Raw genomic sequence first — 13,350 nt, 5'->3', positions numbered from 1 at the left:
AGTATCTAGGTCTTCTTGATTGCGGTCAAAAACCCCTTAGTCCATAAACCCGTTGACACAGGTCAAAAAGCATTAATGTAGTTACTAAACGAAATCCAGTGCCTCATGTAATTCGTTTATTGTTTGATATAATTTTTAAATTAAGGGATTTAATACAATGGAAACCCTGCCTTTCAAGGCAGGGTTTGTTTTTATGGAGGGGGAATATGCTGCATAGCCGAAAGGGGCCGCGAAAAAATACCCATAAACGGTAGCTTCCTTAACCCTCTATAATTATTTTTTACTATTTGATTATTTCTTTAACTTAGTATCACCTTCATCTAATTCTCTACGTTAGTAGCACCTGCATCACCCCCTATCCTTTCATTATCTAAAAAAGACATTTCTGTTTTAGTAGCCTTTGATCAGTTTCCTCGCCACGTATATGGCAGGGATGTTATTGTATTCTCTATGTAGTAGTTGTATATCTGCCTATGGAATGTGCAGATGACGGCTGGTATTCCTGCGTCTCTTCTTTGGTTTTCTATGGTGATTTTCATTTTGAATTGGATTTTGAGTTTTCTTTTAGCTTTTCATTTAGGCCTGGATTTCTATCCGGGCTTTTTATTCTCCCGAGCTACCCGTTAAAATTTATAGTTATACCCTAAACGGATCACCTGGGTTTCATAATAGTCAATACTGTTGTACCGGAAACCATTACCTTTTACTTCTCTTTTGATACGTAATGTATTGCCTACGTCGGTAGCATTGGCAAACAATTCTCCTTTCCCTTTTTGAATCGTCTTCTTTACACCAAGATCAACGGAGAAACGGGCATACATTTTTCCCTGCGGCACCAGGTCGGGCGCCTGGTAAATGGCTGTCAGCTGTGCCTCTACCTGTTTGGGAAATTTGAAAGCTCCATTCAGCTTGATGTTGCCGGAGAAAATATCTTCCCGCGCAGCAGAATAGGTGTTTTCGGACGGGTATTTATTCACCACCGTAAACGCATCGATGATATTCTGATAACCATTCAGGTTGAGGTTGAACGTGGCCCATTGGGCTACCGGCTGTGCCACCATCAACTCGACACCCGTGTTGTAGCTTTTACCGGCGTTCTGGAAAATATTATAGATGATGGTGCTGCCGGGCACGATGCTACCGATGCGCACAATGGTAGCATCCATCCATTTGTGGTAGGCTGCAGCGAATAAATAGCCTTTGTTCCAGGAAGTCTTGTAGCCCAGTTCGGCCGTGTTGGTGAATTGAGGGCGCAGCGCGGGATTGCCCACTTTGATGATCTCCGCATCATCGTATTTGGGAAAAATGCGGATGTCTACTTCATTGGCCCTGTCTACCCGCCTGTTGTAAAACAAGGATATTTTGTTGTCTGCATCGATCTTGTAAGCCAGCCGCAGGTTAGGGAAAGGTTGCGTGTAATGGTAGTCATCACTCTTGTATACCGGGTGATTGGGGTTCACATCGTATCGAACGTTTACATATTCCACGCGTAATCCTGCCTCCACTTCAAACCGGCTGCTCTCAAACACATAGTTGCCATACACGGCGGGGATAGTTTCCCGGTAATCTGCCTGTCCTCCTGCATTCACATCCAGCGGAGAATTGAGGCCGGGCTTGAACTGCATGTTTACCGGTATCGACCGCGCACGGAATTTCACACCACTCTCAAAGCGACCGTAGCGCAGGGGGTGTACATAATCGATCGTAAGATCGGCCACATGCTCATCGGAGAGCAGTTTAAAAGAGTCGAGCCCGGTGTAGGTGGGCATGATGTTGGTGAAGAAATACTTTTCATCTTCGCGGTGGAAAGTATAGTTGAACCCGGCATTCAACAGCCGGCCGGGTTGGCGGAACTTGTGTTGCCAGCTGGCAGAGGCCGTTACTGTGGTTTTCAATTCATCTTCGAGGAACTGCCACAGGCGCGCTCTTTTGGAAAGATCGTTATTGAAAAAAGGTTCATCTCCACGATCAAGTATCTTTTCGCTGCTAAACAAACCAGAGATCGTAAAAGTGTTGTTGCTGTTGAGGAACCAGTCGGCGCCAGTTTTCACCGTCACGATATTCGTGGTTCTGTTCCGCTTGGTTTGTTGGCGAACGGTATCGCCATCATCGTAAAAGCGGTCAACAAACTCATTTTTATTCAGTGTTTTGGTGTACAGATCATCTGCCTGTAAAAAGAGGCTCAGTTTGTTCTTCCGGTAATTGAGCGAGACGGAGGGATTGATCTTTGGTGTGGCCTGGTATTGCGGACGGATGGTGGGCAGGTTGTCCTGTTTTATCCAGAGCGCACCGAGGCCACCACTGAGGCCTACTTTACCATTAAAGCCTTCTTTCTTTTCTTTACGGTAAATGATGTTGATGATGCCCGCATTACCATTAGCATCGTACCGGGCAGAGGGATTGTTGATCACTTCGATCTTTTCAATAGCAGAAGCCGGTATGTTATCCAACCCACTCTGCCCGCCAAAACCTGTTAAAGCGGTTTGCTTACCATCGATCAGCACCATCACTTTGTCGCTACCACGCAATTGCACTTTGCCATCCTGCACGGTGACACCCGGCAGGTTTTTCATGGCTTCCAGCACGGAGCCACCCGCCTGGCTGATGTTGTCGGCTACGGTAAACGTCTTTTTATCCATCTTTTGGGAAACAGCCTCCTGCTTCGCCGTTACGGTCACATCAGCAAGCGATGCTGCCTCTGGCGACAACTCCATATTACCGAGGTCGAGAAAGTTGCTCAACTGCCCTACCAATATGTTTTGCGTTTGGGGTTGGTAGCCTACATAAGAAAGTTGTAAGAGATAATTGCCGCTTGGCACATCGGGTAATGTAAAGCGTCCGTCCTCGCGCGTAATGGTACCTGCCACAAAAACACTGTCTTTTGTTTTGAGGGTCACGTTCACAAAGGGAAGTACGGCTTTATTCTTAGCATCTTTTACCAGGCCGCTCAGGGTTACTTTTACCGGCTGTGCCTGCGTGCTAATAGTCAGTAGTAATAAGCCAATATACAGGAGGTATTTCCTCATCATACGAGATCGGTTGTGACTGCATAGTTAGCAACCGATTTGGTAGGAAATCTAAATCAGAAAGTAAGTGTAAAAGTGTGCAGGTTGTTGCTGAATGCATAACCGATGTTCCAGCCATAGCGGTTACTGATCTGCTTTACCAGCGCCAGCCCCAGACCTGTGCCTGGCGTTTGGGAGGATATGCTGCTGAAACGTTTGAACAATTGTTCCTGTTTTAACGGCGCTGTGCCGGCATTGGTAATAGACAGGTTTTGTTTGTCCAAACGGATGGCAATGGCATCACTGGCCGGGCTGTAACGGATGGCGTTGGTGACCAGGTTATTGAGCAATATCTCGATCAGTATCTTATTGCCCTCCACCATCACACCTGGCTGTATATCCGTTTGCAGGGTCAGCTGTTTGTCTTCCGCGAAGCTGGCAAACACCGGTAGTGTATTTTGCAACAGCGCCGACAGATCGATGCGCTCTTTTTCCATGAACTGGCTGTTCTCTATTTTGGTGAGCAGCAGCAGATTCTTGTTGATGCGGGTGACACGGGCCAGCGCCTTATTGGCTTCTTCAATAATGTTATATTGCTCATCGGTAAGCGACTGACTTTGCAACAATAGGTCCAGCTTCGATTGAATAATGGCCAGCGGCGTTTGCAACTCGTGCGAGGCATTGTCGGCAAATTCTTTTTGCTGGTTGTATACAGCCACGTTGCCTGCAATGAGTTTGTGCAGGCTTTGGTTCAACTCTCTAAATTCATCGATATCCGTCTTTTCAAATTCAACGGGCTGTTGCTGATCGAGGTCGAAGCCTTTGATTTGCGCGAGGCTGCGGTAGAAAGGCTGCCAGAGGCGGTTGGATATACGCCGGTTGACGAGTATGAGTCCCACGATCAGCAAGGCAAAGAACAATACCGTGAGCCCCGTAACAAAAACGATGATGAGGTAGCTATCTTCCCGGCTGGCTTCGGCCGTAACTACTACGTTGTGCTCACTTAATTCATATTGCCATAGCCTGCTGAAGATGAAGTAATAGGCAGGTATACTGCACACCAGCACCAGTCCGGCATAGATCATCAGTCTTCTCAGTGAACGGTTCAACAGCTTACTCATATTTCCCATTTGTAGCCTGTTCCATACAATGTTTTGAGGTAGTTGCTGCAGCCGGCCTCCTGCAGCTTCTTTTTCAGGTTCTTGATGTGCACGTACACAAAATCGTAGCTATCGAGCATATCGGCTATCTCTCCTGACAGGTGCTCTGCCAGGGCGCTTTTGGAAATGACCTTGTTCTTGTTGCTGATGAAATACAGCAGCAGGTCGAATTCCTTGCGGGTAAGGGTTACAGGTTGATCATTGACTGTGACCGTTTTGGCCGGCAGGTTGATCGACAGTTCATTTTGCGTGACGATATTGGCATTGCCAAACTGCTTTCGGCGAATAATGGAATAGATGCGCGCAGCCAACTCGGATAGGTGGAAGGGCTTGGTAAGGTAATCGTCGGCACCTATCTGCAGCCCTTTTATTTTATCTTCCAGTGAGTTTTTCGCCGAAATAATAATCACGCCATCCTGCTTTTGCTGGGTTTTAATCTCTTCCAGTATTTTAATACCATCACCACCCGGCAGCATCAGGTCGAGCAGGATACAGTCGTAGTCGTATATATCTATCTTGTCGATCGCCTCTTTATAAGTAGCAGCGAATTCGCACAGATAGTTCTCGTCCGACAGGTATGCTCCCATGCTCTGCGCCAGCGCCGCTTCGTCTTCAATGATCAGGATCTTCATGCATCGAAAGTATATACTGATTCTGTTAAAATTCTAAATACCTCAAAATTACTACAGAATTGACTGGTAAGTCATTATGGGCTATAAAGCACCAGACGGATGCAGCGCAAGCGAGCATTTTGCAAGAAATATTTGCGTAGTCAAATAGCTACACATATATTTGTAGTCAAATAGCTACATAATGAACCTAAGAAGAGATGTTTTCCAAGCCATAGCCGATCCCACCAGGAGGGCCATATTGCTGCTGGTGGCTACGCAATCCATGACAGCCGGCGCCATTGCCGCCAACTTCGACACCGCCCGGCCTACCGTGTCCAAGCACCTGCAAATACTGACGGAGTGTGAACTGCTGCAGCAGGAGCAAACGGGGCGGGAAGTGCATTACCAACTAAACCCACAAAAGATGAAAGAGATCGCCGATTTTATTGAGCCTTTTCGTAAGCTATGGGACGACCGGTTTAACAAGCTGGAAGCCATGATGAAAAAATATAAACCTAAAAAATAACCTACTATGGAACGTAAAACGAAAGTGACTGCCGACAATAACCAACAAGTCATCAACATCTCCCGGGAATTTGAGCTTCCTGTGGAACTGCTCTTTAAAGCGCATGAGGATCCCGAACTTTTCGAGCAATGGATGAGCCATGAATATGGCACTACGAAAGTGGTGAAATACGAAACGAAACAGCATGGCGGCTGGGAATTTCAAACGGTAGATGCCCAGGGCAATGTGCTCTTCAAAGCCAACGGTGTATTCCACGAGTTTGTGCCCAACAAAAAGATCACCCGCACTTTTGAAATGAATGGTACCCCTTTCGATGTACAACTGGAGTTCCTGGAATTTGAAAGGCTGACCGACGAGACCAGCAAGCTCACCATGCAAACCGTATTCAGGACAGCCGCGCAGCGCGACCAATTACTGAAAATGCCATTTGCGCAGGGACTGGACATGGCACACAACCGTTTGCAACAAGTAATTAGTAACCTTAAATAAACCTGTTATGAAAAAGAGAAACAAGATCATCTACTGGATCGCTACGGCCTGGCTGGCGCTGGGCATGCTCTCCACCGGTATCGTGCAACTGATGCATTCGGAAGCGGAAACCGAACTTTTCACAAGACTGGGTTATCCGCTCTATTTCCTAACGATACTGGGCATCACAAAGATTTTGGGTGTTGCCGTTGTGCTAATCCCTAAATTTACTTTACTGAAGGAATGGGCCTATGCTGGCTTTGCCTTTGCGATGGGTGGCGCCGTAGTATCGCATCTTGTATCGGGCAGCCCTGCGAGCGACCTGTTTGGTCCGTTGCTGTTGCTCATTCTTACTATTGTATCCTGGTACTTCAGGCCCGCCGATAGAAAACTCGTTGCCGTTCACCATTAAATTGCCTGCATATGAATCCCAAGGTTGATTTTTATTTCGTCAAAAATGAAAAGTGGCAGAAGGAAATAGAACAATTGAGAACGATCGTGCTCGACTGTGGGCTGAACGAAGTATTGAAATGGGGCTGCCCCTGCTATACGCATGACAACAACAATATCGTACTCATCCATGTATTCAAAGACTACTGTGCGCTATTGTTTTTCAAAGGCGTGCTGCTCAATGATCCCAATGGCATATTGATACAACAAACGAGGAACGTGCAGGTGGCACGGCAGATGCGGTTTACCAACGTAAAAGAGATCGTGAAGCTGAAGAACACCATCAAATCTTACATTTATGAGGCCATCGAGGTGGAAAAGGCCGGTCTGCAGGCCAAGCTCAAAAAGACGACCGAGTTTACCATGCCGGAGGAGTTTCAAAAGAAGCTCAATAAAATGCCCAAACTAAAAAAAGCATTCGAGGCTTTGACGCCCGGACGGCAAAGGGGCTACCTGCTGCATTTTGCACAAGCCAAACAAGCGAAGACGCGGGAAGCCAGAATCGAGAAGTATACGCCGCAGATATTGGCGGGGAAGGGTTTGGATGATTAGTGAAAAAATAATTCATACATATGAGTAAAGCAAAAAGTAATGATAAGAAGCTGTCGGCTACGGAACAGGCAGCACTACTGAAAACACTGAAAGCACGCTTTGAGAAGCATACAGCCCGCCATAAAGGTATCGACTGGGCAAAGGTGCAGGAGAAGCTGGAAGCGCTTCCTAAAAAGCTGTGGTCGCTAAACGCCATGGAAGAAACCGGTGGCGAGCCAGATGTTGTTGGTTTTGATAAGAAGACAGGCGAATATCTTTTCTATGATTGTGCTGCAGAAAGTCCCAAAGGCCGCAGGAGTATTTGCTATGACGGAGACGCGCTTGCCTCCCGGAAAGAACATAAACCGGCAGACAGCGCTATCAATATGGCAGAAGAAATGGGCATCGAGCTGTTGACAGAAGAAGAATACCGTGCTTTACAAGCGTTGGGAGAATTCGATCTGAAAACGTCGAGCTGGATCGTAACGCCACCTGCTATTCGCAAACTGGGTGGCGCGCTCTTTTGCGACAGGCGTTATGATACAGTGTTCTTGTACCACAATGGAGCTGAATCCTATTATGCGGCAAGGGGATTCCGGGGTGTACTGAAGGTGTAATATGACGTAATCGACCCTACCTAATGTCGCCTTTACACCCTGTTTTTTTAGACCAGATATTCCATCTTTGTAGCATCAAAATTATCAATTATGGAAAAGCTCGTTTTCACCACTACGATCAATGCTCCACGGGAAAAAGTATGGAGCGTTTTATGGGACGATGCCACCTACCGGCAGTGGACTACCGCTTTCTCGGAATCGTCTCATGCAGTGACCGATTGGAAAAAAGGCAGTAAAGTATTGTTCCTGGATGACTCAGGGTCTGGCATGGTTTCGCGTATTGCAGAAAACATACCCAATGAATATATGTCGATAGAACATCTTGGTGAGGTAAGCGGCGGCGTAGAAGACACTGTGAGTGAGAGGATAAAAGTGTGGGCTGGTGCACATGAAAATTACACGTTGAAAGCAATCGGCAATGGCACCGAACTGACTATGGACATGGACATTACTGATGACTTTAAAGAAATGTTTGAAAAGATGTGGCCCAAAGCAATGGATAATATAAAGCGGCTGGCGGAAAGCGCGAATTAAATCACGAAAGCCGGGCGAGCCCAGCTTTCGTTTTATGGCAATGTCGTATTACCCAATTTATCTTCTTATCAACATCTTTTGCGTAAATACTTCATTGCCCACTATCATTTTCACAAAATAGGTTCCGCTCTGCCATCCGGGTGGGCATTGGATATCGATTGCCGAAGCTCCCTTTGCTACGTTTGTTTTCACCTTCTTCAGTATCCTTCCTGAAAGATCGATGATCACAATATTGGCCTCCGTTTTATCAGGGCTTGTAAACGCCAGGCGGATCCGGCTACTAACCGGGTTGGGCAGTATTACAAATCCTTTTGTACCCACCTGTTTTTGCCATATAAAGCGTCCATCCTTATCCTTTTTGTCCAGTAAAGAACAGGATGCATCCAGCAGGATGGTTACTGTATCTCTTGCATATGTGCTGCCGCAGCTATCCATCAATTCCTGGCGCACGATGTAGCTGCCGGGCTGATCGATGGTAATAGAAGTTCCAATGGTGTCGCCCACAATGTGACCATCGGGTGTGGACCAGGTATACAATGAGGTGATCAGTGGATTTCCAACGCTGATGGTACTGATACCTACGCTGCCACAGAATACCGGTATATCTGCCGATGCCGCCGCCATGGGTGCGCGGAAGAAATCGAAAGGACCAACAAAGTCTTTCAACTCGGCGCTGAATGAATTGGACGATCTCGACTTTACCAATATCCTGCGGAAAGGCATACCACAGGGATCGCCCACATTTACCAATGGGTCTAATCCCAGTTTGCTGAGGTTGACAGAAAACTCCAGGAACTGATCGGCATTGTAATTAGTTACTACACTGTTATCTACTCTTACGAGACTGAAAGGTCCGGCCCAGGTGTTGGCGCCACACTGCAATCCGGTATAATAAGTGCCAGCGGTTGAAGGTAGGATATTGGCATATCCGTAAGTGGACCCTGCCGTGGCTCCATCGAAAGCACCACCCCAGGTGAAAGCTGTTGGCGTAACCGTAGTGATCGCATTCTTATTGACCCATATTCTTGCTTCAAGGTTGTTGAGGCCTGAGCCGCCATACTCTGCCGTGAAAATAATATCGCCTGCTTTCAAAACGTTGCCCGCCGCATCGAACTCCCAACTGGTGTGCCCGGCATCAGGACCATATCCTTTAAAGCTGAGGCTGGCACGTTCGTAATAAATATCTGTCTGGTACATTTCAAAATCGAAATACCGGTTACCACCGGTCCCTTCGAGTGATACGCCACCAAACAGCCAGAGTGAATCGGTTACATTAACGCCTGCTCTGCGTACGTGCATGAACATATCGAGGATATCATTCTTATCCGGTACACCTTGTGCTACAGGCGTAGCCCAACTGGCCGGGCTCATCCCATTTTTATTGGAACCGGAAGCGAAAGCAGTGGAATCGTCTCCATGATGATCACGTATAAACACTGCATCGATCAGCATCGAATTGTTGACGATGGAGAACTGTGGATAACGCATACCCCTGAATAACGGCAGCATTCGTGTGGCAGGCGTATTGATGTAAAGCTGATTAATATATCCGGCACCGGTAGTGTCAATGACAAACGTTCCCGTGCCCGGGTCTCCATTGCCAAACCAGTCGTCCGTATTGGAATTGGGTGTGCCATTGAATATATTGGCGCGCAAGCCACCATCTACTTCGAAATTGGCGCGCTTTACCGGCGTTGTTATTTGCGCGGTTGCAACAAAGACGTTGCTGCATAACAATACAAGAGATAGAATTCTCTTCATAAGTAGGATTTTGAGTGAAATGATAACCGGGTATATATCATTGAGCATATAACCGGGTCATTCAATAGATGCCCATTGCTTTCCCCGCATCATACAGGAACAGCTAACAGAATGACATCAAAATTTATGAGAACGGTTTGAGGAGGATAAGGTGGGAAACTGTTTAATTCTGCTCGCGCGGAGCGGGAAAATGTGCCTTGCTACTGGAGCATGGCGGATCGTTTAAAAGATAAAATGCTTTCATGGGTTACAGATTTGAAAACAAGATATAATAAATGTTTTTATCCTGCCATACCTATTTATACCCAAACTCCTTAGTATGCTCATTATCAATATAATCTTTTTTCATATTTAGAATCTCTTTAGAATTCATTCAGACTTGCGGGGTTATTCATCGCCGGGTGCGAATATATTTCATCCACTTTACCTTCTTATCCTTGCCATTTGGCATGATTTTTCATTATTTGTTTTCAAATTACACACTATGAAACCACTGCGCCTTTTACTCCCTGTAGCCGTTGCCACTGCTCTTGTTATTGCCTGCAACAAAGACAATGAAACGACCACTGACCTGCGGATCCGTTTAACTGACAACCCGTACAATGCTACTGAAGTGAATGTAGACATTCAGCAAGTACGCGTGAACCTGCAGGACGATTCTTCGGGTTGGGTGAACCTGGAAACGAGAAAAGGTATCTATAACCTGCTCGACTATCAAAATGGTATCGACACGCTGATCGCGCAAAGCACAGTGCCTACCGGCCGGGTTAAGGAAGTTCGTTTTGTGTTGGGCAGCCAAAACAGCATCAAGATCGACAACAAGGTTTATCCGCTTACCATTCCCAGCGGCAGTGAATCGGGTCTGAAGATCAAGCTGAATAAGCAGCTCAATGCTCATGTAGATTCGCTGGTCATTGACTTCGACGCAGCCCTGTCTATCCTCCAGGAAGGAACGGGTGATTACAAATTGAAACCGGTATTGAAAATCAAGTAGTATTCAGCCATAAACATGAAGATGGCCCCGTTCCCCTGAACGGGGCTTTTTGTTGTGCGGCAGCAAAATGCCGGGACCGCCAAATTATATAAAACACTCCCTGAATAGTGTAACAAGCTGGCCTGCCGGTGGATGTAGTTTTGTAGAAATGATTGAACCATGTCTACAGCAACAGCCACTATAGCCACTCCCAAAACGCCTGCGGCAAGCACCAAAGGTGTTCCATCTATTACCAAAGAAACGTTTCCGGTATTGGAGATGACCTGCGCCTCCTGTGCCGTGAGCGTGGAATCGATCCTTAAATCGGTGCCGGGCGTATCGAACGCCGGCGTGAACTTTGCCAACCAGACCGCCTCCGTGGAGTATGATGCGGCACGCGTAAACCATCAACAGTTGCAAGCGGCTGTGCGCTCCATTGGCTACGACATCGTGATCGATACCGACAATAAGGCGGAAGTGCAGCAAGCCGCACAGCTTGAACATTACCAATACCTCAAGCAAAGAACGATATGGGCCTCTCTCCTATCGCTGCCTGTGGTGGTGATCGGCATGTTTTTCATGAATATGCCTTATGCCAACTGGATCATGCTGGCGCTGTCGACACCTGTCGTGTTTTACTTTGGCCGCTCCTTCTTCGTCAATGCCTGGAAACAAGCCGCCCATCGCAAAGCCAATATGGATACGCTGGTAGCCCTGAGCACCGGCATTGCGTGGCTGTTCAGCACTTTCAATACGATCTACCCTGCATTCTGGCACCAACGCGGCTTGCATCCCCATGTATACTTTGAAGCAGCCGCCGTAGTGATCGCTTTTATATCACTGGGCAAACTACTGGAAGCCAAAGCCACCTCCAATACTTCAACTGCGCTTAAAAAACTGGCGGGACTGCAACCTAAGACTGTTGCGCTCGTTACACCTTCGGGCACTATTGTAGAAATACCCGTAGCTGAAGTAAGTATCGGCGACCTATTGTTAGTGAAGCCCGGTGAAAAGATACCTGTAGACGGCACCGTGACCAGCGGCTCTTCTTATATCGATGAAAGCATGATCACCGGCGAACCAGTACCAGCCGCCAAGCAACAAGGTGATGCGGTATTTGCCGGTACCATCAACCAACAGGGCAGTTTCCAGTTCCGCGCCGACAAGGTAGGCGCCGATACACTGCTGGCCCAGATCATCAAAATGGTGGAGGAAGCACAAGGCAGTAAAGCACCCGTACAAAAGTTAGTTGACAAGATCGCCGGCATCTTTGTGCCGATCGTTATCGGCATTGCTGTGCTCACGTTTATTGCCTGGCTGGTGCTGGGTGGTGAAAATGCCTTTACGCATGCCTTGCTCACTTCTGTAACCGTGTTGGTGATTGCGTGTCCCTGTGCATTGGGGCTAGCTACGCCTACCGCCATTATGGTGGGCGTGGGGAAAGGCGCCGAAAACAATATACTGATCAAAGATGCAGAGAGTCTTGAGGTGGCGCATAAAGTGAATGCTGTAATACTCGATAAAACCGGCACCATCACCGAAGGCAAGCCCGTGGTAACCGATCTTACCTGGAACAATACAGCACAAGAACGCGCAGAACATGAAGCTATTCTCTATGCACTGGAACAACAATCGGAACACCCGCTGGCACAGGCTATCTTACAACATCTGCCAGCAGCAAACAATAGAATACATTTTGAATCCGTAGAAAGTATTACAGGCAAAGGCATACAAGGAATCCGTGGAGGCATCACCTACCGCGTGGGCAACCAGCAACTGATGGAAGAAAACAACATACCTATTCCCGCAGCGCTGGCCACCAAAGCCTCCCACTTACAGGAGCAAGCCAATACGGTTGTCTGGTTTGCTGCCAATGATCGCTTGCTGGCTATCATTGCCATTGCCGATAAAGTAAAAGAAACATCCAAAGCCGCTATTGCCACCTTGCAACGCAATGGTATCGAGGTACACATGCTTACCGGCGACAATCGGCATACTGCTGAAGCCGTAGCACGGCAAACAGGCATCACTTCTTTCAAAGCTGGTGTGCTGCCTGCCGATAAAGCTGCTTTCGTGAAGGAACTGCAACAGGCTGGTAAAACGGTAGCGATGGTGGGTGATGGCATCAATGATTCTCATGCGCTTGCGCAAGCGGATATCAGCATTGCGATGGGTAAAGGCACCGACATTGCCATGGACGTGGCCCGCATGACGCTGATCACTGCCGACCTCAATGCTATTTCCAAAGCCTTGCTGCTGTCACGCAAAACGGTGCGCACCATCCGTCAAAACCTGTTTTGGGCTTTCATCTACAACATCATCGGCATACCGGTGGCAGCCGGCTTGCTGTATCCTTTCAACGGGTTCTTATTGGATCCCATGATTGCCGGGGCCGCTATGGCGCTGAGCAGTGTAAGTGTGGTGGGCAATAGCCTGCGGTTGAAGATGGCTAAAATATAAAAAGATAAATACAATGAAAACAGTACAATTCAAAACAAACATTAAATGCAGTGGCTGTGTGGCTACGGTGACGCCGGAGCTGAATAAAACAGCTGGTGAGAACAACTGGAAAGTAGACCTGGCATCGCCCGACAGAATATTAACCGTATCGGTAGAAGAAGGCAAAGAAGCCAGCATACCTGAAGCGGTACAAAAAGCGGGTTACAAAGCAGAGCCACTCGCTTCTTAGTCAGCAACGATATACCATGAATAAC

13 protein-coding genes are annotated in these 13,350 nt (G+C 47.4%); 9 read left to right on the top strand and 4 right to left on the bottom strand.

Features of this window, described 5'->3' with window-relative positions; all coding sequences use genetic code 11:
- Positions 1 to 623: 623 nt before the first annotated feature.
- Genes AC5JBY_RS15225 through AC5JBY_RS15215 form a run of 3 tightly spaced genes read right to left on the bottom strand, consistent with a single transcriptional unit; the run spans position 624 to position 4,797 of the window.
- Positions 624 to 3,029, bottom strand: a complete 2,406-nt coding sequence (locus AC5JBY_RS15225; protein WP_495905466.1) for a TonB-dependent receptor — start codon at positions 3,027 to 3,029, stop codon at positions 624 to 626.
- Positions 3,030 to 3,082: 53 nt separating this feature from the next.
- Entirely contained in the window at positions 3,083 to 4,126 is a 1,044-nt protein-coding gene (locus AC5JBY_RS15220) for a sensor histidine kinase (protein ID WP_495905465.1), read from the bottom strand.
- Entirely contained in the window at positions 4,123 to 4,797 is a 675-nt protein-coding gene (locus AC5JBY_RS15215) for a response regulator transcription factor (RefSeq protein WP_495905464.1), read from the bottom strand. The genes AC5JBY_RS15220 and AC5JBY_RS15215 overlap by 4 nt, the downstream gene beginning before the upstream one ends.
- A 181-nt stretch (positions 4,798 to 4,978) precedes the next feature.
- Between AC5JBY_RS15215 and AC5JBY_RS15210 the strand changes: the two genes are divergently transcribed.
- From AC5JBY_RS15210 to AC5JBY_RS15185, 6 genes are all read left to right on the top strand, one after another.
- Complete coding sequence (locus AC5JBY_RS15210; RefSeq protein ID WP_495905463.1) at positions 4,979 to 5,302, top strand: ArsR/SmtB family transcription factor; 324 nt, start codon at positions 4,979 to 4,981, stop codon at positions 5,300 to 5,302.
- A gap of 6 nt (positions 5,303 to 5,308) precedes the next feature.
- Complete coding sequence (locus tag AC5JBY_RS15205) at positions 5,309 to 5,791, top strand: SRPBCC family protein (protein ID WP_495905462.1); 483 nt, start codon at positions 5,309 to 5,311, stop codon at positions 5,789 to 5,791.
- Positions 5,792 to 5,798: 7 nt separating this feature from the next.
- Positions 5,799 to 6,182, top strand: a complete 384-nt coding sequence (locus AC5JBY_RS15200) for a DoxX family protein (protein ID WP_495905461.1) — start codon at positions 5,799 to 5,801, stop codon at positions 6,180 to 6,182.
- Positions 6,183 to 6,193: 11 nt separating this feature from the next.
- Entirely contained in the window at positions 6,194 to 6,772 is a 579-nt protein-coding gene (locus AC5JBY_RS15195) for a YdeI/OmpD-associated family protein (protein WP_495905460.1), read from the top strand.
- A 20-nt stretch (positions 6,773 to 6,792) separates the two neighbouring features.
- The gene (locus AC5JBY_RS15190) at positions 6,793 to 7,368 is read left to right on the top strand and encodes a DUF4256 domain-containing protein (protein ID WP_495905459.1); all 576 of its coding nucleotides are present in this window, start codon (positions 6,793 to 6,795) and stop codon (positions 7,366 to 7,368) included.
- Positions 7,369 to 7,458: 90 nt separating this feature from the next.
- Positions 7,459 to 7,902, top strand: coding sequence for an SRPBCC family protein (locus AC5JBY_RS15185; RefSeq protein ID WP_495905458.1), 444 nt, complete (start codon positions 7,459 to 7,461; stop codon positions 7,900 to 7,902).
- Positions 7,903 to 7,959: 57 nt separating this feature from the next.
- Here AC5JBY_RS15185 and AC5JBY_RS15180 read toward each other — a convergent pair whose 3' ends face one another.
- On the bottom strand, positions 7,960 to 9,663 hold the full coding sequence (locus AC5JBY_RS15180; protein WP_495905457.1) for a T9SS type A sorting domain-containing protein: 1,704 nt from the start codon (positions 9,661 to 9,663) through the stop codon (positions 7,960 to 7,962).
- A gap of 484 nt (positions 9,664 to 10,147) precedes the next feature.
- On the opposite strand from AC5JBY_RS15180, the gene AC5JBY_RS15175 reads away from it, so the two are divergent.
- The 3 genes from AC5JBY_RS15175 (at position 10,148) to AC5JBY_RS15165 (ending at position 13,325) form a co-directional block, all read left to right on the top strand.
- Positions 10,148 to 10,657, top strand: coding sequence for a DUF4382 domain-containing protein (locus AC5JBY_RS15175; RefSeq protein WP_495905456.1), 510 nt, complete (start codon positions 10,148 to 10,150; stop codon positions 10,655 to 10,657).
- 159 nt (positions 10,658 to 10,816) lie between these two features.
- Positions 10,817 to 13,096 (top strand): heavy metal translocating P-type ATPase, encoded by a 2,280-nt coding sequence (locus tag AC5JBY_RS15170; protein ID WP_495905455.1) that lies wholly within the window; start codon positions 10,817 to 10,819, stop codon positions 13,094 to 13,096.
- A 13-nt stretch (positions 13,097 to 13,109) separates the two neighbouring features.
- Positions 13,110 to 13,325: a heavy-metal-associated domain-containing protein gene (locus AC5JBY_RS15165; protein ID WP_495905454.1), complete on the top strand. Its 216-nt coding sequence runs from the start codon at positions 13,110 to 13,112 to the stop codon at positions 13,323 to 13,325.
- The last annotated feature ends 25 nt before the right edge of the window (positions 13,326 to 13,350 follow it).

The sequence above is a fragment of the Paraflavitalea sp. genome (assembly GCF_059502485.1).
Note: the sequence above shows the minus strand (reverse complement) of the source record. Positions and strands in the feature narration are given on the sequence as shown.